This window comes from Kitasatospora sp. NPDC018058 (genome assembly GCF_044327205.1).
Classification (GTDB): domain Bacteria; phylum Actinomycetota; class Actinomycetes; order Streptomycetales; family Streptomycetaceae; genus Kitasatospora.
The window spans coordinates 80,889-104,308 of the sequence record NZ_JBIRFA010000020.1 but is presented as its reverse complement, the minus strand read 5'-3'; the positions used below and the strand labels follow the sequence as shown (position 1 = coordinate 104,308).

26 protein-coding genes and 3 pseudogenes are annotated in these 23,420 nt (G+C 73.8%); 15 read left to right on the top strand and 14 right to left on the bottom strand.

Translation table 11 applies throughout. The features are described 5' to 3' along the window. Nucleotides 1-25: 25 nt before the first annotated feature. The gene (locus ACH4E7_RS27165) at nt 26-1,207 is read right to left on the bottom strand and encodes a globin domain-containing protein (protein WP_396251664.1); all 1,182 of its coding nucleotides are present in this window, start codon (nt 1,205-1,207) and stop codon (nt 26-28) included. A 76-nt stretch (nt 1,208-1,283) separates the two neighbouring features. After that, nucleotides 1,284-1,727 (bottom strand): RrF2 family transcriptional regulator, encoded by a 444-nt coding sequence (locus tag ACH4E7_RS27160; RefSeq protein WP_396251663.1) that lies wholly within the window; start codon nt 1,725-1,727, stop codon nt 1,284-1,286. A gap of 182 nt (nt 1,728-1,909) precedes the next feature. Between ACH4E7_RS27160 and ACH4E7_RS27155 the strand changes: the two genes are divergently transcribed. Continuing rightward, a complete protein-coding gene (locus tag ACH4E7_RS27155) occupies nt 1,910-2,569 on the top strand; it encodes a transcriptional regulator (RefSeq protein WP_396251662.1) in 660 nt (219 codons plus the stop codon). A 5-nt stretch (nt 2,570-2,574) separates the two neighbouring features. Continuing rightward, nucleotides 2,575-3,705 (top strand): aminotransferase class I/II-fold pyridoxal phosphate-dependent enzyme, encoded by a 1,131-nt coding sequence (locus ACH4E7_RS27150; RefSeq protein ID WP_396251661.1) that lies wholly within the window; start codon nt 2,575-2,577, stop codon nt 3,703-3,705. Between the two features lie 62 nt (nt 3,706-3,767). Here the strand turns inward: ACH4E7_RS27150 and nagB are convergent, their stop codons facing one another. The 3 genes and pseudogenes from nagB to ACH4E7_RS27135 all read right to left on the bottom strand — a co-directional run. After that, complete coding sequence (gene nagB / locus ACH4E7_RS27145) at nt 3,768-4,550, bottom strand: glucosamine-6-phosphate deaminase (RefSeq protein ID WP_396251660.1); 783 nt, start codon at nt 4,548-4,550, stop codon at nt 3,768-3,770. 242 nt (nt 4,551-4,792) lie between these two features. After that, nucleotides 4,793-5,200 carry a hypothetical protein gene (locus ACH4E7_RS27140; protein WP_396251659.1) on the bottom strand — a complete coding sequence of 136 codons (408 nt, stop codon included), beginning with the start codon at nt 5,198-5,200 and terminating at the stop codon, nt 4,793-4,795. A 171-nt stretch (nt 5,201-5,371) separates the two neighbouring features. Continuing rightward, nucleotides 5,372-5,716, bottom strand: a pseudogene (locus ACH4E7_RS27135) (SDR family oxidoreductase); the annotation flags it as partial. A gap of 165 nt (nt 5,717-5,881) precedes the next feature. Here ACH4E7_RS27135 and ACH4E7_RS27130 point away from each other — a divergent pair. The 3 genes and pseudogenes from ACH4E7_RS27130 to ACH4E7_RS27120 form a co-directional block, all read left to right on the top strand. Continuing rightward, nucleotides 5,882-6,643: a serine/threonine protein kinase gene (locus tag ACH4E7_RS27130; RefSeq protein WP_396251658.1), complete on the top strand. Its 762-nt coding sequence runs from the start codon at nt 5,882-5,884 to the stop codon at nt 6,641-6,643. Continuing rightward, the gene (locus ACH4E7_RS27125) at nt 6,640-8,157 is read left to right on the top strand and encodes a serine/threonine-protein kinase (protein WP_396251657.1); all 1,518 of its coding nucleotides are present in this window, start codon (nt 6,640-6,642) and stop codon (nt 8,155-8,157) included. The genes ACH4E7_RS27130 and ACH4E7_RS27125 overlap by 4 nt, the downstream gene beginning before the upstream one ends. Nucleotides 8,158-8,247: 90 nt before the next feature. Further along, nucleotides 8,248-8,772 (top strand): annotated as a pseudogene (locus ACH4E7_RS27120) (ionic transporter y4hA); the annotation flags it as partial. 233 nt (nt 8,773-9,005) lie between these two features. Here ACH4E7_RS27120 and ACH4E7_RS27115 read toward each other — a convergent pair. Next, nucleotides 9,006-10,061: an LPXTG cell wall anchor domain-containing protein gene (locus ACH4E7_RS27115; RefSeq protein WP_396251656.1), complete on the bottom strand. Its 1,056-nt coding sequence runs from the start codon at nt 10,059-10,061 to the stop codon at nt 9,006-9,008. Between the two features lie 466 nt (nt 10,062-10,527). On the opposite strand from ACH4E7_RS27115, the gene ACH4E7_RS27110 reads away from it, so the two are divergent. Together ACH4E7_RS27110 and ACH4E7_RS27105 are read left to right on the top strand one after the other, a co-directional pair. Further along, nucleotides 10,528-11,841, top strand: coding sequence for a geranylgeranyl reductase family protein (locus tag ACH4E7_RS27110; protein WP_396251655.1), 1,314 nt, complete (start codon nt 10,528-10,530; stop codon nt 11,839-11,841). Nucleotides 11,842-12,143: 302 nt separating this feature from the next. After that, nucleotides 12,144-12,746 carry a GNAT family N-acetyltransferase gene (locus tag ACH4E7_RS27105; RefSeq protein WP_396251654.1) on the top strand — a complete coding sequence of 201 codons (603 nt, stop codon included), beginning with the start codon at nt 12,144-12,146 and terminating at the stop codon, nt 12,744-12,746. Between the two features lie 30 nt (nt 12,747-12,776). Here the strand turns inward: ACH4E7_RS27105 and ACH4E7_RS27100 are convergent, their stop codons facing one another. Together ACH4E7_RS27100 and ACH4E7_RS27095 are read right to left on the bottom strand one after the other, a co-directional pair. After that, nucleotides 12,777-13,202: a VOC family protein gene (locus ACH4E7_RS27100; protein WP_396251653.1), complete on the bottom strand. Its 426-nt coding sequence runs from the start codon at nt 13,200-13,202 to the stop codon at nt 12,777-12,779. Between the two features lie 20 nt (nt 13,203-13,222). Beyond that, nucleotides 13,223-14,236: a hypothetical protein gene (locus tag ACH4E7_RS27095; RefSeq protein ID WP_396251652.1), complete on the bottom strand. Its 1,014-nt coding sequence runs from the start codon at nt 14,234-14,236 to the stop codon at nt 13,223-13,225. A 194-nt stretch (nt 14,237-14,430) separates the two neighbouring features. Between ACH4E7_RS27095 and ACH4E7_RS27090 the strand changes: the two genes are divergently transcribed. From ACH4E7_RS27090 to ACH4E7_RS27075, 4 genes are all read left to right on the top strand, one after another. Further along, a complete protein-coding gene (locus ACH4E7_RS27090) occupies nt 14,431-14,874 on the top strand; it encodes an HAD family hydrolase (RefSeq protein ID WP_396251651.1) in 444 nt (147 codons plus the stop codon). Nucleotides 14,875-14,941: 67 nt separating this feature from the next. Next, on the top strand, nt 14,942-15,364 hold the full coding sequence (locus ACH4E7_RS27085) for a hypothetical protein (protein ID WP_396251650.1): 423 nt from the start codon (nt 14,942-14,944) through the stop codon (nt 15,362-15,364). A gap of 3 nt (nt 15,365-15,367) precedes the next feature. Further along, nucleotides 15,368-15,664 carry a PRC-barrel domain containing protein gene (locus tag ACH4E7_RS27080; protein WP_396251649.1) on the top strand — a complete coding sequence of 99 codons (297 nt, stop codon included), beginning with the start codon at nt 15,368-15,370 and terminating at the stop codon, nt 15,662-15,664. 3 nt (nt 15,665-15,667) lie between these two features. Continuing rightward, the gene (locus ACH4E7_RS27075; protein ID WP_396251648.1) at nt 15,668-16,255 is read left to right on the top strand and encodes a type 1 glutamine amidotransferase domain-containing protein; all 588 of its coding nucleotides are present in this window, start codon (nt 15,668-15,670) and stop codon (nt 16,253-16,255) included. Between the two features lie 111 nt (nt 16,256-16,366). Here the strand turns inward: ACH4E7_RS27075 and ACH4E7_RS27070 are convergent, their stop codons facing one another. From ACH4E7_RS27070 to ACH4E7_RS27055, 4 genes and pseudogenes are all read right to left on the bottom strand, one after another. Beyond that, nucleotides 16,367-17,221, bottom strand: coding sequence for a DNA ligase (locus ACH4E7_RS27070; RefSeq protein WP_396251709.1), 855 nt, complete (start codon nt 17,219-17,221; stop codon nt 16,367-16,369). A 117-nt stretch (nt 17,222-17,338) separates the two neighbouring features. Then, nucleotides 17,339-18,223: pseudogene (gene ligD / locus ACH4E7_RS27065) on the bottom strand (non-homologous end-joining DNA ligase); the annotation flags it as partial. 76 nt (nt 18,224-18,299) lie between these two features. Beyond that, nucleotides 18,300-18,752, bottom strand: a complete 453-nt coding sequence (locus ACH4E7_RS27060; RefSeq protein WP_396251647.1) for a VOC family protein — start codon at nt 18,750-18,752, stop codon at nt 18,300-18,302. A 41-nt stretch (nt 18,753-18,793) separates the two neighbouring features. Next, nucleotides 18,794-19,678: a helix-turn-helix domain-containing protein gene (locus ACH4E7_RS27055; protein WP_396251646.1), complete on the bottom strand. Its 885-nt coding sequence runs from the start codon at nt 19,676-19,678 to the stop codon at nt 18,794-18,796. Nucleotides 19,679-19,841: 163 nt separating this feature from the next. On the opposite strand from ACH4E7_RS27055, the gene ACH4E7_RS27050 reads away from it, so the two are divergent. After that, nucleotides 19,842-20,276, top strand: a complete 435-nt coding sequence (locus tag ACH4E7_RS27050; protein WP_396251645.1) for a CBS domain-containing protein — start codon at nt 19,842-19,844, stop codon at nt 20,274-20,276. A 169-nt stretch (nt 20,277-20,445) separates the two neighbouring features. Here ACH4E7_RS27050 and ACH4E7_RS27045 read toward each other — a convergent pair whose 3' ends face one another. Together ACH4E7_RS27045 and ACH4E7_RS27040 are read right to left on the bottom strand one after the other, a co-directional pair. After that, the gene (locus ACH4E7_RS27045; RefSeq protein ID WP_396251644.1) at nt 20,446-20,787 is read right to left on the bottom strand and encodes a helix-turn-helix domain-containing protein; all 342 of its coding nucleotides are present in this window, start codon (nt 20,785-20,787) and stop codon (nt 20,446-20,448) included. Beyond that, a complete protein-coding gene (locus tag ACH4E7_RS27040) occupies nt 20,769-21,335 on the bottom strand; it encodes a hypothetical protein (RefSeq protein WP_396251643.1) in 567 nt (188 codons plus the stop codon). Before ACH4E7_RS27040 ends, ACH4E7_RS27045 begins: the two co-directional genes overlap by 19 nt. Nucleotides 21,336-21,467: 132 nt before the next feature. Between ACH4E7_RS27040 and ACH4E7_RS27035 the strand changes: the two genes are divergently transcribed. The 3 genes from ACH4E7_RS27035 to ACH4E7_RS27025 all read left to right on the top strand — a co-directional run bounded on the left by ACH4E7_RS27035 (nt 21,468) and on the right by ACH4E7_RS27025 (nt 23,387). After that, a complete protein-coding gene (locus tag ACH4E7_RS27035) occupies nt 21,468-22,055 on the top strand; it encodes a pyridoxamine 5'-phosphate oxidase family protein (protein WP_396251642.1) in 588 nt (195 codons plus the stop codon). Between the two features lie 129 nt (nt 22,056-22,184). Further along, entirely contained in the window at nt 22,185-22,703 is a 519-nt protein-coding gene (locus ACH4E7_RS27030) for a universal stress protein (protein WP_396251641.1), read from the top strand. Between the two features lie 111 nt (nt 22,704-22,814). Further along, on the top strand, nt 22,815-23,387 hold the full coding sequence (locus ACH4E7_RS27025; protein WP_396251640.1) for a hypothetical protein: 573 nt from the start codon (nt 22,815-22,817) through the stop codon (nt 23,385-23,387). Nucleotides 23,388-23,420 lie beyond the last annotated feature (33 nt).

Sequence of the window (23,420 nt, the reverse complement as noted above, 5' to 3'; positions counted from 1 at the left end):
CTGACGAAGGACCTGACGAAGGAACTCAGGCGCCGAGCCAGAGGTCCGGCCCGAACACCTCGTAGTGGATGTCCGCCGCCGGGACACCCGCCGCGAGCAGCTGGCCGCGGACGGCGCGCAGGAAGGGCAGCGGGCCGCACAGGTAGGCGGTGGTGCCGGCCGGGATCTCCACGGTGGAGAGGTCGACCAGCCCGGTGCGCTCGGCCGGCCACTCGCCGAGCGGCTGCTCGTAGAAGACGTGGGCGGCGGCGTTCGGCAGCTTGGCGGTCAGCTGCTCCAGGTCGGCGCGGAAGGCGTGGCTGAGCTGGTCGCGGTCGCCGTGCACCGAGACGACCTGCCGGGCGGAGCCGGTCGAGGCGAGGTGGTCGAGCATCGCGATCATCGGGGTGTTGCCGATCCCGGCGGAGGCGAGCAGTACCGGGCCGTCGCCCTCGGCCAGGAAGATGTCGCCCATCGGGGGTGCCAGTTCGACGGTGCCGCCGGTCTTCAGGTGGTCGTGCAGGTGGCCGGAGACCTCGCCGCCGGGCTCGCGCTTGACGCTGAAGCGCAGCGCGCCGTCGGCGCCGCCGGACAGGCTGTACTGGCGGATCTGGTGGGCGCCGTCGGCCAGTTCGGTGCGGACCGAGACGTACTGGCCGGGGCGGGAGGTTGGGACGGGACGGCCGTCGGCCGGGCGGACCAGGTAGCTGGTGACGGTGTCGGTCTCCTGGTAGCGGGTGACCACGGTGTACGGGCGCCACAGGTCGGCCGGGTCCCCGCCGCCGGCGGCCTCGTCGCGCAGCCGGTCCTCGATGGCGATCAGCGCGTTGGCCATCAGCCAGTACACCTCGTCCCAGGCGGCGGCGACCTCGGGGGTGACGGCCTCGCCGAGCACCTCGACGATGGCGGCGAACAGGTGCTCGTGGACGACCTTGTACTGCTCGTTGTCGATGCCGACCGAGACGTGCTTGTGCGCGATCCGCGCGAGCATCGCGTCCGGCCGCTGGTCGGGGTTGGCGATCAGTGCGGAGGCGAAGGCGGCTATCGAACCGGCCAGTGCCTGGCGCTGGGTGCCGTTGGCCTGGTTGCCCCGGTTGAACAGGTCGCGCAGCAGCTCCGGGTGCGCGGCGAACAGCCGGTCGTAGAAGCGCGGGGTGATGTCACCGATCGCGGCGCCCACGACGGGCAGGGTGGCCTCGACGACCTCGGCGGACTTCAGGGACAGCATCAGAGGACTCCTAACTGGTATCTCAGATTCGCATTAAAGGCTGTGGATGCCGACTGACCCCCGGGGGGGGATGGGGTCAGTCGGCGGGTCTCGTGGTGAGGCTGAGCAGCACCGGACCGGTGGGGGAGGCCACCAGATCGTCGATGCTGAGCGGATCGAGCGCGGCGAAGAAGGCCTCCTGCGCGTTCCGCAGTGCCCCGCGCAGTCGGCAGGCCGCCCGCAGCGGGCAGGGCGGGTCGTCCTCGCAGCCGACCACGTCCCCGACGCCCTCCAGCTCGCGCAGCAGTAGTCCGATCGAACCGGTCCGCCCGGCGAAGGTGAGCATCAACCCGCCGCCACGCCCGCGCCGGGCCTCCACCACCCCGAGGTGCTGCAGCCTGCTGACCACCTTCGCCGCGTGGGTGTACGGCACGCCGACCGACTCGGCCACCTCCCGGGTGGTCGGGTTCTCGCCCTCGCCGAGTACGGCCAGCCGCATGGCGATGCGTAGGGCGATGTCGGTGCTCTTGGTCAGCCTCACGTTCAAAACGCTACCGAATACGACTCTCCAACTCCAATTTTCTGCACGATCCCGATCGAGACCCTGGTCACGTCCCCCGGTGGGCTCCTCGGGGGGCCGTCGCAGCCGCAGTCCGGTCGAATGACAGACGAGAGCAACGGGATGTCTGGACGAACTGTCCGAGCTGGACGTACAGTCCATGTATGCCTGCCGAAAACCTCGACCCGCGCGTCCGGACCTGGTCGCCGGTCTGCCGCGCGGTGGCCCTGCTGCTCGGCCCCTACGCCGAGGTGGTGCTGCACGACACCGCCACCGACCGGGTGCTGGCCATCTGGAACCCGATGACCACCCGTGCCCCCGGCGACCCCTCACTACTCGGCGAACTCGACCAGCTGGACCCCTCCGCGCCCGACGTCTACGGCCCCTACGAGAAGCTGCTGCCGGACGGCCGGCGGCTCTCCTCGGTCAGCGCCGTGCTGCGCGACCGGGCCGGACGCCCTTCGGCGGTGCTCTGCGTCAACCTCGACCGCGGCCCGCTGGAGCAGGCCGCAGCCCTGCTGGCGAACTTCGCCGCGCCGACCGTGGCCCGCCCCGAGCCGCTGTTCGAGCGTGACTGGACCGAGCGGATGAACGACGTGATCGGCGGCTACGTCCGCGCTCAGGGCCGCCCGCTGGAGCGCTTCACCCGCGAGGACCGGCTCACCGTGCTGCGCGAGCTGGACGAGGCCGGGGTGTTCGCCGTCCGCCGCGCCGTCCCCGCCGTCGCCACCGCGCTGCAGATCTCTCGCTCCACCGCCTACGCCCTGCTCGCCGAACTCAAGCACCCCGCGGGCCCCAGTGCCGCCAGCCTCAGGAAGGACTGAGACCATTGACCCAGCTGCCCGACTTCCGGCTCGAAACCTACTTCTCGCGCTGGGAGTTCACCGCCCGCCACCACCTCACCGCCTCCGACGCCCAGACCATGACGATGGCCGAGCTGCTCGCCATGGCCGGCCCCGAGGACCGCGAGGCGTGGGACACCCTCGCGCTCGGCTACACCGAGACCTTCGGCGACCCGGGCCTGCGCCAGGCCGTCGCCGGGATGTACGAGCGGGTCGGGGCGGACGACGTGATCTGCTTCGGCGGCGCCCAGGAGGGCATCAACCTCGCCATGCAGGTGCTGCTCGAACCGGGCGACCACGCCGTGGTGCTCACCCCCAACTACCAGTCCGCCGAGACCATCCCGCTCTCGCTCTGCGAGGTCACCGGCGTCGCGCTGGACGAGCACCGGGACTGGGCGCTCGACCTGGACGCGGTCGAGGCGGCGCTGCGCCCCAACACCAAGCTGCTGTCGGTCAACTTCCCCAACAACCCGACCGGCAAGGTGATCGACGCCGCCGACTTCACCCGCCTCGTCGAGCTGTGCGAGGAGCGCGGCATCCGGCTGTTCTCGGACGAGGTCTACCGCGGCCTGGAGCGCGACCCGGCCCGCATCCTGCCGCAGGCCGCCGACCTCTCGGCGACCGCGCTCTCGCTCAACGTGACCTCCAAGTCGCTCGGCCTGCCCGGGCTGCGGATCGGCTGGATCGCCTGCCGGGACCGGGAACTGCGCACCCGGCTGGAGCGGGCCAAGCACTACACCACGATCTGCAACTCGGCGCCCAGCGAGGTGCTGGCCCGGATCGCGATCACCGCCCGGGACCGGATCCTGGCCCGCAACCGGGGCATCATCGCGGAGAACCTGCCGCGGTTCGACGCCTTCTTCGCCGAGTTCCCCGAGCTCTTCGACTGGCGGGCCCCGGACGGCGGCTGCGTCGCCTACCCGCGCTACCTCGGTGCGGACGGGGTGGAGGACTTCTGCACCGCGCTGGTCGAGCAAGCGGGCGTGCTGCTGATGCCCGCGAGCATGTTCCGCTCCGAGCTCACCCCCACCCCGGTCGACCGCTTCCGGATCGGCGTCGGCCGCAGCGACCCGGGCCCGGCGCTGGAGGCCTTCGCGGACTGGCTCCGCAAGCGGTAGGAATCCGGACGGCCGCGGCGCCGACCACGGAGGTCGGCGCCCCGGCCGTGATGGCGCAAGGGTCAGAGCTCCTGCCAGACCGGCTTGGCCGCGTAGGTGTCGCGGAAGTAGTCGGCCAGCTTGAGGCGGGAGGCGGCGGCCTCGTCCACCACCACGGTGGCGTGCGGGTGCAGCTGCAGCGCCGAGGCGGGGACGGCCGCGGCGAGCGGGCCCTCGACGGCCAGCGCGACGGCCTCGGCCTTGGCCTCACCGGTGGCGAGCAGCACCAGGTGGCGGGCCTCCAGGATGGTGCCGATGCCCTGGGTGATGACGTGGTGCGGGACCTCGTCGATGCTGTCGAAGAAGCGGGCGTTGTCCGCGCGGGTCTGCCGGGTCAGGGTCTTGATCCGGGTCCGGGAGGCGAGCGAGGAGCAGGGCTCGTTGAAGCCGATGTGGCCGTCGGTGCCGATGCCGAGCAGCTGGAGGTCCACGCCGCCGGCCTCGGCCAGCGCGCGGTCGTAGGCGGTGGCGGCCGCGGCGATGTCGGCCGCGTTGCCGTCCGGGCCCAGGAAGGAGTCCTCGGTCAGGCCGAGCGGCTCGACGACCTCGCGCAGCACGACCGAGCGGTAGGACTCCGGGTGGCCGGCGGGCAGGCCGACGTACTCGTCCAGCTGGCAGATGCGTGCCCGGGAGGCGTCCAGGCGGCCGTCCCGGACCCGCGCGGCGAGGGCCTGGTAGATCGGCAGCGGGGTCGAGCCGGTCGCGACACCGAGCAGGGCGTCGGGCTTGTCGGTCAGCAGATCGGTGATCGCCGCGGCGATGAGTTCGCCGGCCGCTGAGGCGTCAGGGACGATCACGATTTCCATACTGGGTCCACCGTTCTGAGGCGAGTCTGAGGTCTAGACCTCCGAGGTCTAGACCAGTTTGCCGTGAACGGGGCCCCAGGTCCACCCGGGGCCCGGTGCGGACCCGTGGGCGTCGTGCCTGGTGGGGGCCGCCGGGGCGGATGCGGAGGGAGCCGGGGCGTGAACGCCCCGGCTCCCGGTGCCCGGTCTTGCGGATGCCGCCTCGTCGCGCGGAACGGGTGGCGCGTCTCGGTGGCCCCCGGTCAGAACGGGTTGGTACAGGTGGTGACCTGCTTGCTCGCGTCCAGCGCCGGGCCGGCGGTGGCGCAGATGATGCGCGGGGCGGTGGCGGTCACACGGGGGGTGACCGCCTGGGCCGAGCCGAGCCGCACGGTGGTGGCGCTGGCGACCGGCTCCCACGGGCTGCCCCAGGCCCGCTGGGTGCGGACCTCGACCTGAACCATCGTCAACTGATTCGCGTCGGCGCTGACCTGGGCGATACCGACGATGCCCTCGCCGTCGACCTGGTGCGATATGCAGGGGCGGTTGAGCACCGTGGCGCAGGCCGCGGTGCCGGTCTCGGACGTCGCCGTGGCGGCCGTGGCGGGACCGGCCGTCAGGGTCGCGATCCCTGCCACCGTCAGCATCACAGCTGCGATCCGAGTGCGCATGATACGAACCTCCTTGGAAATTAAGGGAATCTCACTCCTTGAGATGAGTCTTGCATAAATCATGGACGTGTTGTGTGTGCGTTGCGTCACACCCATGGTGACCGTTCAACTACTGGCTGCAATCATTCGCTGAATGTTCAGCGCGCGGACGAATTGTGGTCTGACGGATGATCAGTTCGTAGGTGGCGCGACCATCCGCCGCACGGTCGTCGCCCTGCCGTCCACCGGCACCGAGGCCCCGGCCTGGTGGACGAAGTCGTCGCAGGTCAGCGCCGGGATCGCCCGGGCGATCCCGGCCGGCTCGGCCATCTGCTCCAACCCCTCGACGTTCAGCGGTCCGTAGGCCTTCTCGAACTGCGCCCAGGCCGCGTCCGGGATGCCCGGCGGTCGGACGAAGGCGGTGTCCGTGGTGCCCGGGAGGGTCGCGTTGATCCTGATGCCTCGCGTCCCGTACGCCAACGCCGCCGCTTTGACCAGCCCTTGAATCGCCCTTTTACTGGCCGTGTACGCGCCGCCGCTCGGCCGGGGCGGCCTGGGCCCGCCCGGCGCCCAGCGTGGCGGAGGGCGACTCCCCGCCGACCGACCGGGGTTGGCGGTGGTCCTTCACTCGTCCGGGTGGCGCGTCGCCACTGCGGCGAATCGGACGGATACCATCGACCCGATCCCAGCGGAGGTGGCTGCGTGGACACGGTCATCGTGCAACTGCCCGGCCCGGCGCCGGACATGACGCCCGGCGCGGCGCCCGGACTGCTGCGGATGGGTCCGGGCGAGACGGCGGTGTTCGGGCGTGGCGAACCCGGACGGCCGGTCGCCATCCCGCTGCCCGACCAGGGTGTCTCCCGCCGCGCCGGCGAGGTGGCCGCCGCCGAGGACTACTGGCGGCTGTCCAACTTCAGCACCACCGCCACCTATGTGGTGGAGAACCTGGAGGGTGCGGGGGAGCACGTCAAGGTGGCCCCCGGCCGCCTGGGCGCGCCCGTGCCCTTCGAGCTCTCCCGGGTTCTGCTGCCCGCCCTCGGCGAACCCGCCTCCTTCAAGGTCTTCGCCCCGCAGCACGCCTACCTGGACGGCGGCCCGAGCGGTGTCGGCGGTGAGCGCACCGTCAGCCCCTTCGCCCTGGACCCGACCGCCAAGTACTTCCTCGTCCTGCTCGCGCTCTGCGAACCCCGGTTGCGCTCGCCCTCCACCGCGGCCGTCCCCGGCGTGACCGACGTGCTGGCCCGGCTGCGCGCGCTGCCCTCCTGCCGCGGGCTGACCCGCTCGGCGGTGAACTACCACATCGACTACCTGGTCTGCACCAAACTCCGGCTGCGCGAGCCGTACGAGGAGAGCCCGGCCGGCGGCAAGCGCGAGGAACTCGTCGCCCTGGCACTGAGGTTCGACCTCGTCCGGGAGGAGCACCTGGCCCTGCTCCCGCCCCGGCGCCCGGTCGCCCGGCCGTGAAGCCCGCCGCCCGGCCCGAGCCCCAGCCGCCGGAGGAGCACCTCCCGGCCGCGCGGCCGCCCTTCGAGGTCCCCGAGGGCTATCCCCTGGCCGGCTACCGCACCGGCGCATTCCTCGGCGCGGGCGCCTGGGGCAGCGTCTACGCGGCCGAAGGGCCGGACGGCACCCCGGCCGCCGTCAAGATCCTCGGCCCGGCCCGGTCCAGCCCCGGCCAGCGTCGCACCGCGGCCCAGATGGCCCACAGTGAGCTGCGCTTCAGCCGCCGCGCCGACCATCCCCACCTGATCCGCACCCTCGCGGTGGTCACCGTCGACGACCCCGACCGCCCCGCCCTGGACGGCGCCGTGGCCCTGGTGATGGAACGTGCCGCCCGCAGCCTGCAGGACCTCCTCGCCACCGTCCGCCCCGGGACGGCGGTGCCCGGCGCCGAGCGCATCCTCGCCCAGGTCTGCGCCGGGCTGACCCACATGCACCGGGCCGGCTGGGTCCACGGGGACCTCAAACCGGCCAACATCCTGCTGATGCCCGACGGCACCGCCAAGATCGCCGACTTCGGCCTCACCGCAGAACTGGAGGGCACCCACGCCTACGCCCCGCCGCTCGGCTCACCCGACCACGTGCCGCCCGAGTGGTGGTCCCAGCGCCCCGGCGCGCGCGGGGTCGCGCTGCGCCCCAGCGCCGACATCTGGGCCTTCGGGGTGATCGCCCACCAGCTGCTCACCGGCGGGCTGCACCCCTTCCTCGGCGCGACCGCCCGGGCCCGCTCGCTGGCCGCCCAGGCGTACGCCCGCGGCGCGGCCCCGCTGCGGCCGGACCAGGCGCTGCCCGCGGCCTGGCGGGCCGTGGTGGTCGCGTGCCTGGTCGCCGACCGGGACCAGCGCGCCCGTACCGACCTCGCCGCCCTGGTCGCCCGCGCCACCGTCCGAGCAGCCGGGCGCCGCCGGGCCGCCGTCCGGCCCGGCCTCGGCCTGCTGACCTGCGCCGCGGTGGTGCTCGCGCTGACCGGCGGCCCGGAGCCGGTCGGGTCGGCCGCCCACCGGGCCGCGCCGCCGCCCGGGGCGATCCCGGCCGGCGCGGACGTCCCGACGCCCTACCGGGGCATGATCGAGGACGCCGCCCGGCGCTGCCCCGAGTCGGAGGTCACCCCGATCCTGCTGGCCGCGATGGTCAAGGCCGAGAGCGGCTTCGACCCGAACGCGGCCCGCCCGGAGACCGGCGAGTACGGCATCGCGATGTGGACGCCCGCGGTCTTCGAGGCCTGGTCCAAGGCCGCCAACCACCCCGGTCCCACGTCGTACCTGGACCCGGGCGACGCGATCGCCGCGATGGGCAACTACGTCTGCTGGCTCGACCAGCAGCTCAAGCGGCGCGGCTTCACCCGCGACCTGCCGGCCCTGGTCACCGCCGCCTACCGCACCAGCGACAAGTCGGTGGCGGCCGCCGGGGGCGTCCCGGAGCGGGTCCGACCGCATGTCGACAAAGTGCTCAGGTACCTTTCCGACTACGGCGGGTGACTGCTCGAACGGGGATGAGTCGTGCCGCATCCCTACGTATCCGGCGCGGGCACCCGGGTGACCGGACCGAGGTCTGGGATCCTCGGCCGCATGATCACGAAGCTCCGCGCGGTCGCCGCGCAATGGACCGTCGCCGTCCCCGTGACGGCGTTCGTCGTCCTCGCCCTGACCTGGCACGAGAACCTGCCCGGCTGGGTGGTGGGCGTGGTCGCGTGCTTCCTGATGGGTGCCGTGCTGGCCGCCGTGCACCACGCCGAGGTGATCGCCCACTGGACCGGGGAGCCGTTCGGATCGCTCGTGCTCGCGGTGGCGGTCACCGTGATCGAGGTCGCGCTGATCGTGACGCTGATGGCCGACGGCGGGGACAAGTCCTCGACCCTGGCCCGGGACACCGTATTCGCCGCCCTGATGATCACCTGCAACGGGATCCTCGGCCTGTCCATCCTGGTGACCGCGCTCAAGTACCGCACCGCCGTCTTCAACGCCGAGGGCACCGGCGCCGCGCTCGCCTGCGTCGCGACCCTCGCCACGCTCAGCCTGGTGCTGCCGACCTTCACCACCAGCGCGCCGGGCCCGCAGTTCTCCACCACCCAGCTGAGCTACGCGGCCACCGCCGGGCGACCCTGCTCCAGGGCGCGGTGCACCTGGGGGTGCTGGCGGAGTTCGTGGTGCTGGCGGTGAACCCCTGAGGGCCCGTCGGCCGTACTCAAGAGTGGAAGCCCCTGGCCCGTCCCCCCGTACGGGCCAGGGGCTTCCCTGATGCCGCGGCTCAGACGCGGCGTGCGGCCTCCGGAGGGCTCAGACCCCCGGAGGCCGCGGCATCAGGAGACCCGGGGGCCTCCGGTGCCTCAGGAGGAGGTGCGGCGACGGCGGGTGTAGACCACCGCGCCCGCGCCGGCGGCCAGCAGGGCGGTGCCGACGCCCGCGTACAGCAGGGGGCCGTCGCTACCGGTGGTGGCCAGCTTCTTGCCGTCCGAGGCGGCGCCCGGGATCGGGGTCGGGACGCTGACCTTGGCGGGAACGACCAGCGGCTGGTCCGGGCTGACCTTGGTGCCGGTGCCGGGGTGCACCGGCACGGTGGCGGTCGGCGCGGTGGAGGGGCCGGCGCTCGGGGCGGTGCTGGGCGCGTCGCTCGGGGCGTCGGCGGCCGGGGTGGTCGGCGTGGGGGTGGCCGGAGTCGTCGCCGACGGCTGGGCGGCCGGGATGGTCGGCGGGACCGGCGCCGGGGTGGTGGTCGGGGTGGCCGAGTGGGTCGGCTCGGGGGTGTGGGTCGGAGCCGGGGTGTGGCTCGGCTCGGGGGTGTGGGTCGGCGCCGGGGTGTGCGACGGGGTCGGCGACGCGCTGTGCGAGGGTGTGGTGCTCGGCACGGCGGTCGGGCTGGCCGACGGGGCCTTGGTCGGGGTGGCGGTCGGCGAGGGCTTGCCGGTCGGGGCCGGGGTCTGGCCGCCGCAGTCGACCTTGAAGACCTTGTGCTTGGGGTTGCTGACGTCCGGGTGCTCCGGCAGCTCGCCGTTGACCAGGGGGACGGCCTTCCAGAACAGCTTGTAGTGGCCGTCCGGCAGGCTGATGTCCTCGGTGCGGACGTGGCCGTGGTCGTCGACCGGGATGTCGCCGTAGACGACCGGCTCGGACATGTCGTTCATGTCGAAGATCGCCCAGAGCACGTCCTGGTTCGGGTCGAAGCCGAAGGAGTCCAGGTAGAAGGTGCAGACCTTGGGCTCGTTGCGCACGTCCTCCTGGCCGGTGGCGGCGTCGTGGATCTTCACGGTGCCGTTGTTGCCGGGGGCGCCCTTGCCGTTGCCGTTGCCGCCGGCGGCGGCGTATGCGGCGGGGGCGAGCAGCATCAGGGCGGCGGCGGTCGGGACGGCCACCAGGGTGCGCGCGGCGGTGGAGCGGATGTGCATACGTGATCCATCGGGTACGGCAGGTCGGGACGAACCTGCGCAGTGGGAGGGAGCCCTCGGGTCGGCCGCCGGGCCGGGGGCCGGTGCCGTACGAGCGGGAGGGCACAAAAGTTCCGTAGTCAGAAACATGACGCAAGGGCGGTTTGGCCGAAATACATCACTGGGGGCGATAGATCCGATTAGTCCGCTACAACAATCCGATCACCCGATTGTGTCCAACTCGTGTGTGCCGCAAGTGGTTGAGGTGCCGGTCAATGGCGGGCCCCGCGTCGACGGGTGAACCGACGGGCCGCGAGGGTGGCCGGTTTCGGCCGGTCGGGACGGCGGGGTCGCGTGTCGGGGCGGCGGGCCGGGGCCGCGGTTCTCTATCGTCCGTCTGGAACCACCCGGTCCGCTCGGTCCGTCGGGTGATCCGGCGTGTGTTCCGTTGTCATGTGCAGCCGATCCGACCCAGGGGGAATGCTCGATGCCTGGCCCAGAGCAGCAGGTGCGACCGGACCGACACGCCGCAGGTCCGACCGAGGGCAGCGCCGACGTCATCGTGGTCGGCGCCGGACCGGCCGGCTCCACCGCCGCCTACCACCTCGCCCGCACCGGTCTGGACGTCCTGCTGTTGGAGAAGTCCGCCTTCCCGCGCGAGAAGGTCTGCGGGGACGGCCTCACCCCGCGCACCGTCAAGCAGCTGGTCGACATGGGCGTCGACGTCTCCGAGGAGGCCGGCTGGCTGCACAACCGCGGCCTGCGGCTGATCTCCGCGCGGCGCTCGCTGGAGTTCGACTGGCCCGAGCTCTCGGCCTTCCCCGGCTACGGACTGGTCCGGCGCCGCGCCGACTTCGACGAGCTGCTCGCCCGCAAGGCCGCCTCGGCCGGCGCCCGGCTGGTCGAACGCGCCAACGTGGCAGGTCCGTTGACGGACGAGCGGACCGGCCGGATCATCGGCGTCGGCGTCAAGCTGGGCGAGGAGCGCAAACCCGTCGAGTACCGCGCCCCGATCGTGGTCGCCGCCGACGGCAACTCCACCCGGCTCTCCGTCGCGATGAAGCGCCACCGGCGCACCGACCGTGCCATGGGCGTGGCCTACCGCACCTACTTCACCACCCCTCGCCACGACGACCGCTACCTGGAGGCCTGGCTCGACCTGCGCGACCCCACCGACCCCGCCCGCCGCCTCCTGCCCGGCTACGCCTGGGTGTTCGGTATGGGCGACGGCACCGCCAACGTCGGCCTCGGCGTCCTCGACACCGAGAAGACCGACCTCGACTGGCGGGATCTGCTGCGCCGCTGGTGCGCCGACCTCCCGCCCGGCTACGGCTACACCCCCGACGCCGTCACCGAGCCCATCCGCGGCTCCGCCCTCCCGATGGGCCTCAACCGGCAACCCCACTACGCCGACGGCCTCCTGCTGATCGGCGACGCGGGCGGCACGGTCAGCCCCGGTACCGGCGAGGGCATCGCCTACGCGATGGAGTCCGGCCGCTACGCCGCCGAGACCATCGTCCAGGCCCACGCCCGTCGCACCGACCGCGGCCGCGAACTCGCCCTGCGCGCCTACCCGCAGGCGCTGCACTCCGCCTACGCGGGCTACTTCGCGCTCGGCCGGCTGGCCGCCGACGTGCTCGGCCGCCCCAAGCTGCTCGGCGCCGCCGGTGCGGCCGGACTCGGCCAGCAGGCGCTGCTGAAGGTGGTGTTCCGGCTGATGGTCAACCTGACCGAGCCCAACTCCAAGGACGCCCTGGACCGGCTGCTCCACCTGATCGGGCGGGTCGCACCGGGGCGGTGACGACGAGGTCCGGGGTTTGGCCGAAACCGTGGAGTTCAGCGGGCGGTCGGCCAGGGCATGTTGACGAATGATCAGGCGGCCCGATTGCCTGGTGTCGATCCAGCCACGGAGGGTGAGCACCACGCCCCTCCGTGGCTGTTTTTCCGACCGATTCCCCGTTCGACGGAGACAGCGTGCGCCTTCGCCTTGGCCGCACGGGCCGTCAGCAGCTCGATCACAGCCCGATCCCCGCACCCGGCCGGCCCGCCGGGAAGCGGAATATTCGCTGGCGGGCGAGGGCGGGCAGGGGATAGGAAGGCCGGGTGACCCTCAGTGCCGGCGCGACCGACCAGCGCCTCTTCCGCCCCGCCGTCGTCGACCTGGGCGACGTCCAGCTGCGCCCGTGGGGCCGGGCCCTCGACCTGGCCGGCGGCACCGTCGCCGCCGTGACGGCCGCCGCCGTCGACCCGGAGATCGCCCGCTGGAACCCGCTGCGCGACGCCGCCGATCCGGCCGGCGCCGAGGCCTACCTCGACCGCTCCGACACCCGCTGGGCCGAGGGCAGCACGGCCTCCTTCGCCATCACCGACACCGCCGACGGCAGCCTGTGCGGCAACGTCGCCCTGCGCTGGACCGACCGGGCCGACGGCGTCGCCATGGTCGGCTACTGGCTGCTCGCCACCGCCCGCGGCCGCGGCCTGGCCACCCGTGCCACCACCGCCGTCACCCGCTGGGGCGTGCGCACGGCCGGCGTCCGCCGGATCGAGCTCTACCACGATGTCGACAACCAGGCCTCCTGCCGGGTCGCCACCCGCGCCGGCTTCCCGTACGAGGGCACCCTGCGCGACTCCTACCGCTACGGCGACGGCCCCTACACGAACGAGCACCTGCACGCCCGCCTCGCCACCGACCCGGACCTCGGCTGACCGAGCGCCCCGCCGAACTCGCCCGCCCCGTCACCGAGTCCCCGGCGAAGGCGCCGTAGACGCGACCCGTCGGTGGTACTGGGCGAGCTGGATGAGATTGCCGCAGGTGTCGTCCAGGACGGCGATGGTGACCGGGCCCGTCGCCAGCGGCTCCTTGGTGAACTGCACCCCGAGCCGGTGCAGGCGCTCGTACTCGGCGTGCACGTTGTCGACGGCGAAGGAGGCGGCCGGGATGCCGTCGGCGACCAGGGCCGTCTTGTACGGCTTGACGGCGGGGTGGGCGTCGGGTTCCAGCACCAGTTCGGTGCCCTCGGGCTGTTCGGGCGAGACCACCGTGAGCCAGCGGTGCTCGCCGAGCGGGACCTCCTCCTTCTTCACGAAGCCCAGCATCTCGGTGTAGAAGCGCAGGGCCTTGTCCTGGTCGTCGACGAAGACACTGGTCAGGTTGATCCGCATGAGCTGCCCTCCGGTGTGCGCTAGTCCTGGCGGCCGTCGCCGAGCCGATCGTAGATCGCGCGCAGCCAGGGCTGCCGGACGGCGGGCAGCCGGGCGAGCCGGTGCACCAGCAGGTGCCGGTCGGGCTCGAAGAGCCGGTACGGGCGCAGCGGCAGCGGGTCGTCGCGCTCCTCACCCGCGGGCAGCCGGGTCGTGGGGCGAAGGGGCGGGAAGGCCAGGTACGTCCACACCTCGGCGTCCAGCGCGGCGGGCACGGTGCCGTCGGCGGGCTGCCAGGCGGCACCCGTCCAGGGGTGTCGGGGCACCAGGGCGATGTCCGGAGCAGGGTCGGGGGTGAGCCCGGGCCCGGCCAGGCCCAGCGTGCGGGCCGGGCCGTCGGCGGGGAGCAGCCGGTCCAGGGTGCGGCCGAAGGTCTCGGCGAGCAGGCCGTCGGGCACCGCCACCGGCCGACCGTCGGAGGCCGCCAGGACCTCGGCCAGGGCGACGGCGACCGCGGCGCTCCACCGGTCGCTCCACCAGCCGTCCGGCTCGACCGGGGGCAGCGGTGTCACCGTCCAGCCGTCCCCGGCCGGACGGGCCGGTCCCGGGACGGGGAGGCGGCGGACGGCCTCCGGGCGGAGCCAGACGGCCTGCCAGCGGTAGCAGTCGTCGATCCGGGCGCCCACCGTCCGCCCGCACCGCTCGCAGGCCAGGTTCGGCCACCCGCCCGCTGCGCAGCAGCCGTCGCACTGCTCGGGGATCAGGACGGTGTCGCGGGTGTCACCCGGCGCCAGCAGCACCGCGCCGCCGGGGCCGCACCACAGGCCGCCGATCGGCGCGTACACGCCCCGGGCGGCGGCCTCGTCCACTCCGAGCTCGTGCCAGGGCCGCCACGGCGGTCCGGACGGCTCCGGATCGACCGCGAACGTCCCCGGCTCCATCAGCGCCGGCAGGTAGCGGTTCCCGCCCTCCCGGTGCGCGTGCGGTGGCAGCGCCACCTCCGTCACCGGCCCGGTCAGTTCCGCACCGCACCCCGCACACGCGAACACCGCCACGCGACCTCCCCCCGCCCGCGGACGCCCCGCTCGCGAACAACCGGAGTATCCTGCCCCGCCGACCGCCCGCCAAGCGGTTTTCGCAGGCCCGCGAACCCCTCCCGGCAGGCAGCGCGCCCGGCCGTGCGGCGGCCTAACCTGGAAGGGCGCATTCGGTGCGTGGCCTGCGGAACGGAAGCACGGAAGCGATGGCCATGACGGTGATCTCGGCGGCTCTCTTCGGTACCGACTGGCGGCCCCGGCTGCCCGGTGGGGCCGAGCTGCTGCGTGAGTGCGCCGCCCGCGGCTGGACGGTCGTGCTGACCGGGCCCGGGCCGGCCGGAGCGCCCGCCCTGACCGTGGCCGCTCCCGGCAGCGACCCCCTACGGGCGGCGCTGGAGCTGGTGGACGGCCCGCCCTCGCACGCCGTGGCCGTCGCCGGGAGCGTGCGCGAGGTGTTGGCGGCGAGGCGGGTCGGGGTGCCCTGCATCGCCCTGGAGACCGGCGGGGACGCCGGTCCCGAGCTGAGGGCGGCCGGCGCGGTCGAGGTCCACCGCGACGCCGCCGCCCTGCTGCGTGTCCTGGACGACAGCCTGCTCGCCCGTCCCCGGGCCTTCGGCCGCGTGGGCGTGGGAACAGGCGGTGCCTGGAGCGGTTAGCGCCGGCCCGTACCGGGCAACCGCCCGGGTGCGAGCACGTCACCGGGAAGTGTCGGAGGTGACCGATATGGACGGACCCGCGTTGAGCGGATGGGAGCGGCGGCTCCTCGAGGAGATCGAGTCCGATCTGCGCCAGGACACGCGCCTCGACCGGAAGCTGAGCACCATGGGTGCCAAACGGCCGAGCCGGGTTCTGGGCGTGCTGCGCAGCGCCGGGCACCGTGTCTCGGCCGCGGTGGTGCTGACCGCGCTGGTGATGACGACGATCTGCCTCAGCATCGGCGTACGGACTCCGACCACCGCCGTGCTGACCGCCCTCGGGGTGGTCTGGGCGGCCTCGGTGGCGGCCGCGGTCGCCACCTCGGAGCTGCTGCGGCGCCGCCGCGGTACGCGCCGGGCCGAGTCCGTGGACCCGGACCGGCCGGATCGGGAGGAGCGGCGCGAACGCCGTGAACGCCGGCCCTGGGACCGGCCGGAGGCGGGCGGCTGAGTGATGGGCACTGACCTGTGGGAGTACCGCCCGGGCTCCCATCCCGCCGCCGATCTCAGCCTGGTCGGGTACGAGGTGCACGCCACCGACGGCCCGCTCGGCCGGATCGAGCAGGACGCCGGGGACCATCTGATGGTCGACGCCTCGTCCTGGGTGCCGGGCACCCGGGTACTGGTCCCGGCCGGGCTGGTCGCCCGGATCGACCACCTGGACCTCGCCGTCCACCTCGACTGCCCGCGGGCCCGGCTCAGTTCAGCCCCGCCTGCCGCCGAGGACCTGACCGCTCCCTGTCCGCGCTGAACCATGGGCTGGCCGTCCACCACCCTGACCGGCCGGACGATCGCCTTCCTGGTCGCCCCGTACGGTGCCGAGCAGGACGAACTGACCTCGCCCTGGCAGGCTGTCGCCGAGTCCGGAGGCACCCCGCGCCTGCTCTCCACCTCCCCGGGGCGGGTCCAGGCCGTCCGGCACCGCGCCCTCGGTGACACCTTCGCGGTGGACGCCCTCGTCGCCGGTGCGGACCCGGCCGACTACGACGGGCTGGTCCTGCCCGGCGGCGTCGCCAACCCGGACCGGCTCCGGCTGGACCGGGCGGCGGTCGCCTTCGTGCACGGCTGTTGCGCCTCCGGCCGCCCGGTCGCGGCGATCTGCCACGCGGCCTGGACCCTGATCGAGGCCGACGCCGTCCGCGGCCGCACCCTCACCTCCTGGCCCAGCCTGCGCACCGACCTGGTGAACGCGGGCGCCCAGTGGGTGGACGAGGAGGTGCACGTCTGCCACGACGGCCCCTGCGTGCTGGTGACCAGCCGCAAGCCGGGGGACCTGCCGGTCTTCAACGACGCGCTGGTCACCGAGTTCGTCCACGCGACGGCGAAGCACCACCGGACGTGAGACGCCCGGTCAGACCGGGGCGAAGACGCTCTGGAAGACGCCGCCGGCCTCGGCCGGGCAGGCTCTGAGGAGCCGACTCCCTTGCCTGATGGTTGTGTCGATCGGTCTTCGCTAGTCCCCGCGCAGGCGGACGAAGGTGGCGGTGGGCGGGCGGCCGGTGAGGGTGATCTCGGCGCGCAGCGGGGTGGTGAGGGGGTGGACCAGGCCGTGGTCGGGGTCGGTCGAGGGCGGGCCGAGGAACGCGGCGGCGGCGTGGGCGATCTCGCGGGCCTGCACGGGGGTGAGCCGGGGTGTGGTCAACAGGACTCTGTCGTCGTCGAGTCGGACCACCAGCGCGTGGGGGCGGCCGGCCGGGCCGGTGAGGGCGTGGACGGTGGCGTCCACGGTGTCGCCGCGGCGGTACTTGACCCAGGTGCGGCCCGCGCCGCGCGGGCGGTAGGGGGAGCCGGAGGCCTTGCAGACCAGGCCCTCCACGCCGATGTCGGCGAGCTGGGTCATCCACTCCAGCGCCTCCGTCCGGTCGGTGGTGGCCATCACCGGCTGGATCGGCGGCGGGACGTCGGCCAGGGCGGCGAGCAGCAGGCGGCGCCGGTCGGTGAGCGGGAGGCGGCGGACGTCGCGGCCGGGCAGGGCGAGCAGGTCGAAGGCGATCAGCCCGAGGGCGACGTCCGGGGCGGCGGCCCTGGCCCGGCGGGTGTGCAGCAGCTCCTCGAAGGCGAACCGGCCCGACCGCCAGGCGACCAGTTCGGCGTCCAGCACCAGCCCCTCGGGCAGTCGCGCGACGGCGGCGGCGATCGGCGGGAACTCCGGTGCGAGGTCGCGGCCGGAGCGGGACTGGAGGAAGGCGGGGCGGTCGCCGCGGGCGAAGGCGACGCAGCGGAAGCCGTCCAGCTTCAGTTCGTACTGCACCCCGCCCCCGCCCAGCGCGTCGGTGAGCGGGACGGCGGTGACGGCGACGGGGCGCATCACCTCGACGGGCGGGCGCAGCACCTGGCGGGGCTGTTCGGGCGGTTTCGGCTGCGCGGGTTGCGACTGCGCGGGCTCGGGCCGTGCGGGTTCGGACCGCTGCGGCGGTGACGCCGGCGCGCCCGGCAGGGCCCGGGCCTCGTCCGGGTCCAGCAACGGCGCGAACAGGTCGCCCCGGGCCGCCAGCCGCCTGGGGACGGCGGCGAGGGTGAAGGTCAGGTCGTCCACGCCGCGCGCCCGTTCCAGCTCGGCCCAGGAGAGCGGGGCGGAGACCGTCGGCAGCGGCCGGGCCCGCAGGGTGTACGGCGCGGCGGTGGTCTTCTTGGCGTTGTTCTGCGACCAGTCGACCAGTACCCGGCCCCGGCGCCGCGCCTTGGCCATGGTGTGCACCACCAGCTCCGGGTGCTCGGCCTCCAGGGCGGCGGCCATCGTCTTCGCGTACGCGCAGACCCCGGCGCTGGGGGTGGGCTCGATCGGGACCAGCAGGTGCAGGCCCTTGGAGCCGGAGGTCTTCACCCAGGCCGTCAGGCCGTCCGCCGCCAGCCGTTCGCGCAGCAGCAGCGCGACCGCCCGGCAGGTCAGCACGTCCGCGCCCTCGCCCGGGTCGAGGTCCAGGACCAGCCGGTCGGCCAGGCCGGGCGCGGTCGCGTGCCACTGCGGGACGTGCAGCTCCAGGCAGCCCAGGTTGGCGACCGACAGCAGCGCCGCGCCGTCCTCCAGCACGACCTGGCGCAGGTCGCCGCTGCTGCTGGGCACCTCCACCGTGCGTACCCAGTCCGGGGTGCCGGGCGGCGGGTTCTTGGCGACGAACAGCTCCGCCTCGACGCCGTCCGGGCAGCGTAGGAAGGAGACCGGGCGGTCGCGAAGGTGGGGGAGCAGGGCGGTGTGCACGGCGGCGTAGTAGCGCAGCACCTCGCCCTTGAGGGTGCCGGTGCGCGGGTAGTACACCTTGTCGAGGTGGGAGAGGGCGAGGGTGCGCCCGTCCACCGTCATCTGCGGCATGGGCCGTCTCCGAAGCGTCCTGCGGGTGGCCCCCGCAGCCAGTCTGCCCCGCCGTGGGACCTGCCGCTCGTGGCTTTCACTGCCCGGGGCCTCCATCACGAACACCCTGCGGGGCGGCGGGTCGCGGTGCGCCCGGATAGGTGCCGAAGTACCAGTGGTTGCCTTCCGGGTCGGCGGCGGCGAAGTCACGCGAGCCGTAGTCGGTCTCGTGCAACGCGGTGGTGATCCGGGCGCCGGCGGCCGCGGCGCGGGCGTGCACGCGGTCCGGGTCGGCGGTGACCACGTACGCGGTGGAGGTGCCCGGGCGGGCGGGCCGGTGCCGGCCGCCCTCGGGGGTCCCGCGGTCGGAGCCGAGCATCACGCCGCCGCCCTCCGGCCAGGCCAGCTCGGCGTGGGAGACGAAATCGCCCTCGCCGTAGCTGACCACCTCCTGGAAGCCGAAGGCGTCCGCCAGGAAGCGGATCAGTCCCCGGGCGTCGGTGGCGCGCAGGGTGGGCCAGACCTGCGGGGCGGGGCTCTCAGGGTCCATGGCTCTCTCCTCCGGTAGGGGCGCCCACCCGGTGGGGGCGCTCAGGCCTCCCACTCTGTGGCAGCCCCGACCGCCCCGCCTTGGACGTTTCGGAACTTCGCCTCCTCCGGCCCTTCCATCGCCAGCCAGGCGCTCGGCGCCGCCCCGGCCAGCGCGCGGAACTCGCGCGCCAGGTGTGCCTGGTCGAAGTAGCCGCAGCGGACGGCCAGTTCCACCAGCCGGGGCGGTGGGGAGCCGGCGGCGAGCAGGCGCCGGGCCCGGTCGAAGCGGATCACCCGGGCGGCGGCCTTGGGGGTGAGCCCGGTCTCCCGGCGGAACCGCTCCTGGAGGTGCCGGGCGCTCCAGCCGGTCTCCCGGGCCAGCTCCGCCACCGGCAGCGCGCCGCCACTGCGCCGCAGCGCCCGCCAAGCCCAGCCCACCTCCGGCGGCACCCGCCCGGACGGCCGGGCGGCCCGCAGCAGCGCCCGGTCCAGCACGGCGAACCGCTCCTCCCAGCCGCCCGCGGCCTGCACCCGCTCCCGCAGCCGCGGCCCGAGCCGCCCGAGCACCTCCTCGGCGGGGAGGTCGATCCCGGCCAACTCCCCGGCGGGCAACCCGAACAGCGCCCGGGCGGCCAGCGGGTGCACGGCGATCTGCACGCCGGACTGGGCGCCCTCGTGGGTGATCAGCGCGGGGGAGGTGTGCAGTCCGCCGAGCAGGGTCGGGTAACTGCCGGGCGGCTGCGCGGGATCGGGGTGCCCGGCGATCACCAGCGGTTCGTCCAGGGTGAGGATGAAGGTCAGGTACGGGGAGGGCAGGCCGCGGTGCACGGCGGGGGCGAGGCCGCGCTGCCGGTAGCCGGAGTACCAGCCCACGTACGGGCGCAGCGCGGTCGCGGGCCGGGCGCGTACGGCCTCGTCGACGGTTCCGGTGGTTTCCGTCGTCACGCTTTCAGTATCGGCATTTCGGTATCGGGGCTGCGGCGTCGGCGCTCGCGGTCGCGGGTGGGAGCGGTGTTGCCTATGGTGATGGCACGGTCACACCGCGATCACTGGTGTCGACCTGCCAGGGGGAGGGCTGTCGGGGGGTAGTACCGACGAAGGAGTCCCCGTGACCACTGCCCGAGACATCATGCACACCGGCGCCCAGTGCATCGGCGCCCAACAGACGCTGGACGAGGCCGCGCGGATGATGCGCGACAAGAACGTGGGAGCGCTGCCGATCTGCGGCGACGACCAGAAGCTGCACGGAATCATCACCGACCGTGACATCGTGGTGCGCTGTCTCGCCGAGGGCAAGGACCCGGCCACCATGACGGCGATGGAGCTGGCCGGGCACCTGCACTGCGTGCGCGCCGACGACAGCATGGACACGGTGCTGAAGAAGATGGAGCAGCACCAGATCCGCCGCATCCCGGTGATCGACGGCGAACGGCTGGTCGGCATGATCAGTGAGGCCGACCTGGCGATGGGCCACCGCAAGGGCCACCGACTGACGGATCAGCAGATCATCGACTTCATGGACAGCGTCTATATGAAGCGTTGACCCTGCCGGCACCACTGCCTCTGGTGCCGGTGTGGAGCGAGCCCCGCTCGTGCGCCCGTGACCGGCCGGTCCCCTCGTACCGGCCGGGCCTTCCGAGGGTGCCGGGCGGGGCGGCTGCGCGTCTTGTACAAATGCGCAGCGACGCTCGAGCGACGTTCCGCGGCGGAGCTCAACCGGCGTTCAGCACCGCGCTGGTGACCCGACCGACGACCCGGTCGGCGGGCTCGGGCAGCGCGGCGGCCGAGCGCCTGGAGGCCAGGAACTCGCGTGGTGAGCAGCCGACCATGCCGCGGAAGGTGCGGTCCAGGTGTGACTGGTCGTAGTAGCCGCAGAGCGCGGCCAGGTCGGCGCCGGCCGGGTGACCGTCCGGTGTGGTGAGCAGCCGCAGCGTCCGCTGCAGCCGCAGGATGCCGGCGGCCTGTTTGGGCGCCAGCCCGAGGTGCTCGCGGAAGCGCAGCTCCAGCCGGCGGCGGCTCCACCCGCTGCCGTCGATCAGGGTGCGGATCGGCACCAGGCCGTGGGAGCACCGGAGCTGGTGCCAGGCCCAGGTGACGCACGGTTCCCAGGCCGGACCGTAGGCGAACAGGGCGGTGAAGTACCCGTCCAGCAGGGCGAATCGGGCCCGCCAGCCCGGGGCGTCGGCCAGCCGCCCGACCAGCGTGCGCAGCCGGGGCCCAGCACGTCCCCGGCCTCGGCCCACTGCCCGCCGAGCTCCCCGGCCACCGGCCCGAACGCCCGGAAGGCGCCCTGCGGGGTGAGTGAGACCGACAACCCGTACAGCACACCGGCGTGTTCGGCGATGGTGGCGGTCCGGCGCAGCCCGGCCGCGATCGAGCCGAGGTGGACGCCCGCCGTCGGCGCGACGGCGTCGCTGAGCCGCATGGTGCCCTCGAAGGCGAGCGCCAGAGTGACCACGTCCGTCGGCACCTCCAGCCTTCGGCGTGGGCGGTCCAGCACCATCCGGTAGCCGCGGTAGTCGAGGACGTACCGGCGCAGCGGGGCGGCGGGCGCGCCGACGGCTATGGTGTACCCGGCCGCCGGAAGAGTGTCCTGGACCATCTCAACTCCCGTGCTCGGCCAGGCGGGTGGTGGGTGCACCGGCCATCCTAGGCGGGCCCGGGGCGACGGGTCACCGTCTCATGGGACGGATTTTCCTTTCTCGCGGGCCGAGATGCGGGCACAATTGCGCACATGGGAAAGCAGTACGAATCCATCGACGGCCGGCTGCGGCAGTTCATCGAACGTCAGCCCGTCTACTTCGTGGCGACCGCGCCGCTGGCCGCCGACGGCCATGTCAACCTCTCGCCCAAGGGCCGCGCCGGCACCCTCGCGGTGATCGACGAACTCACCCTCGCCTACCTGGACTTCGGCGGATCGCAGGCCGAGACCGCCGCCCACCTGCGGGAGAACGGCCGGATCACCCTGATGTGGTGCGCCTTCGAGGGCCCGCCCACCGTGGTGCGGGTGCACGGCCGGGGCGAACCCGTCTTCCGCGACGACCCGCGCTTCGCCGAACTGCTGGGCCACTTCGACCCCGCTGCGGACGGCTCCGGCCTGCGCGCGATCGTCCTGGTGAAGGCCGACCGGGTCAGCGACTCCTGCGGCTACGCGGTCCCGTTCATGGACTACCGCGCCGACCGCGACCTGCACGCCCAGTACTTCGACCGCAAGGACGAGGCCGAGTTCAGCGCCTACTGCGAGCGCAAGCCGCTCGTCGCCACCAGCATCGACGGCCTGCCCGCCGTCCCGCTGCCGATCCCGCCCCGATCCGCCGCCTGACGTCCGGTCAGCCGCCCGGCCCGCCGAGGACCATCGGCTTCTGCGGGTCGGGGAGCGGGGTGGACCCCGCCCCGGCGTACCGGAGCGCCCCCTGCGCTCACCCTCGGTGGCGGGCATAGCCTTCCGTCCATGAGCAACGAGAGTGATGCGGCCGACACCGGCGCCGTCGGCGACGAGGACCACGAGGTGGCGGCCGTGCCCGCCGGCTTCGAGCTGGGGACCGACGGGCCCAAGGTGATCCTGGCGGGCCTGGACGGCTCCGATTCCTCCTGGCGCGCCACCGCCTACGCCGCCGGACTGGCCCGCCGCCAGGGGGCCGTCCTCGCGGTGGCCTACATCCAGCCGATACTCGGCGCCGCGACCGCCCTGGCCGGGGCCGCGGTGGAGGAGACCACCCAGGAGATCGCCGACGGACTGCTGGCCGCGCTGCGCGAGGCCGAGCAGCGGGTCCGCGAGGTGTGGAAGGTGGACTGGCGCTTCCTGACCATGCGCGGTGACCCGTACACCGGCCTGGCCAAGCTCGCCGACGAGCTGCGCGCCGACGCCGTCGTGGTCGGCGTCTCCGAACAGGCCGGGCACAAGGTGATCGGCTCGGTGGCCGTCCGGCTGGTCAAGGCGGGGCGTTGGCCCGTGACCGTCGTGCCGTAGGGCGGGTCCGACAATCCCGCCGGGCGCGAACCGTCGGACCCGCCCTCGCGCCGGAGCGGCAGCGGCAGCCGGTGCGGAACGGGCTCGGCCGGGCGGCTATCCTCCGCACTCATGATCGAGATCGCGGGGGTCCAGGCCGAGCCGGGCGGCAGCGTCACGCTGCGATTCGAGGACGGCGCGTTCCATGTCGAGCCGGAGAAGACGGGGGAGAAGGGGGAGAAGGGGGAGAAGCGGGGCACCAGCCTGGGAGACTGGATCCTCGGGACCGGGGGCATCGAGTACCAGCAGATCGACCCGGAGGGCGGGCTGCGCGCCACCGTACGCAAGCCGGACCACTCGCTCGTCCACTTCACCGCGCCGGGCGAGATCGGGCCGCGGCTCTACCAGGCCTTCGACGGGCTCTTCCGTCCGGGCGCGCAGCAGGGCACGCCGCAGGCCTTCCCGCAGCCCGCCCCGCAGGCCACGGCCCAGCCCGCCCCGCAGCCCGTCCCCCAGGTCCAAGCCCTGCCCGGTGGCTACGGCCAGCCGAACCCCTACGGCCAGTACCAGCAGCCCAACCCCTACGGGCAGCCCAACCAGCCGAACCCGTACGGCCAGTACCAGCAGCCGAACCCGTACGGCCAGCCCGGCCGGCCCAACCCGTACGGCGACTACGGCCAGCCGAACCAGTACCGCCAGGGCTGACCGCCCGCCGGAGCACGCAGGGGCGGCCGGTAG

Coding starts and splice junctions, on each gene's coding strand:
- ACH4E7_RS27075 (WP_396251648.1), top strand. CDS start 15,668: ATGGGCTGGCCGTCCACCACCCTGACCGGCCGGACGATCGCCTTCCTG.
- ACH4E7_RS27100 (WP_396251653.1), bottom strand. CDS start 13,202: ATGCGGATCAACCTGACCAGTGTCTTCGTCGACGACCAGGACAAGGCC.
- ACH4E7_RS27070 (WP_396251709.1), bottom strand. CDS start 17,221: ATGCGCCCCGTCGCCGTCACCGCCGTCCCGCTCACCGACGCGCTGGGC.
- ACH4E7_RS27140 (WP_396251659.1), bottom strand. CDS start 5,200: ATGCGCACTCGGATCGCAGCTGTGATGCTGACGGTGGCAGGGATCGCG.
- nagB (WP_396251660.1), bottom strand. CDS start 4,550: ATGGAAATCGTGATCGTCCCTGACGCCTCAGCGGCCGGCGAACTCATC.
- ACH4E7_RS27090 (WP_396251651.1), top strand. CDS start 14,431: ATGACGGTGATCTCGGCGGCTCTCTTCGGTACCGACTGGCGGCCCCGG.
- ACH4E7_RS27080 (WP_396251649.1), top strand. CDS start 15,368: ATGGGCACTGACCTGTGGGAGTACCGCCCGGGCTCCCATCCCGCCGCC.
- ACH4E7_RS27060 (WP_396251647.1), bottom strand. CDS start 18,752: ATGGACCCTGAGAGCCCCGCCCCGCAGGTCTGGCCCACCCTGCGCGCC.
- ACH4E7_RS27040 (WP_396251643.1), bottom strand. CDS start 21,335: ATGGTCCAGGACACTCTTCCGGCGGCCGGGTACACCATAGCCGTCGGC.
- ACH4E7_RS27030 (WP_396251641.1), top strand. CDS start 22,185: ATGAGCAACGAGAGTGATGCGGCCGACACCGGCGCCGTCGGCGACGAG.
- ACH4E7_RS27110 (WP_396251655.1), top strand. CDS start 10,528: ATGCCTGGCCCAGAGCAGCAGGTGCGACCGGACCGACACGCCGCAGGT.
- ACH4E7_RS27115 (WP_396251656.1), bottom strand. CDS start 10,061: ATGCACATCCGCTCCACCGCCGCGCGCACCCTGGTGGCCGTCCCGACC.
- ACH4E7_RS27155 (WP_396251662.1), top strand. CDS start 1,910: ATGCCTGCCGAAAACCTCGACCCGCGCGTCCGGACCTGGTCGCCGGTC.
- ACH4E7_RS27035 (WP_396251642.1), top strand. CDS start 21,468: ATGGGAAAGCAGTACGAATCCATCGACGGCCGGCTGCGGCAGTTCATC.
- ACH4E7_RS27085 (WP_396251650.1), top strand. CDS start 14,942: ATGGACGGACCCGCGTTGAGCGGATGGGAGCGGCGGCTCCTCGAGGAG.
- ACH4E7_RS27025 (WP_396251640.1), top strand. CDS start 22,815: ATGATCGAGATCGCGGGGGTCCAGGCCGAGCCGGGCGGCAGCGTCACG.
- ACH4E7_RS27165 (WP_396251664.1), bottom strand. CDS start 1,207: ATGCTGTCCCTGAAGTCCGCCGAGGTCGTCGAGGCCACCCTGCCCGTC.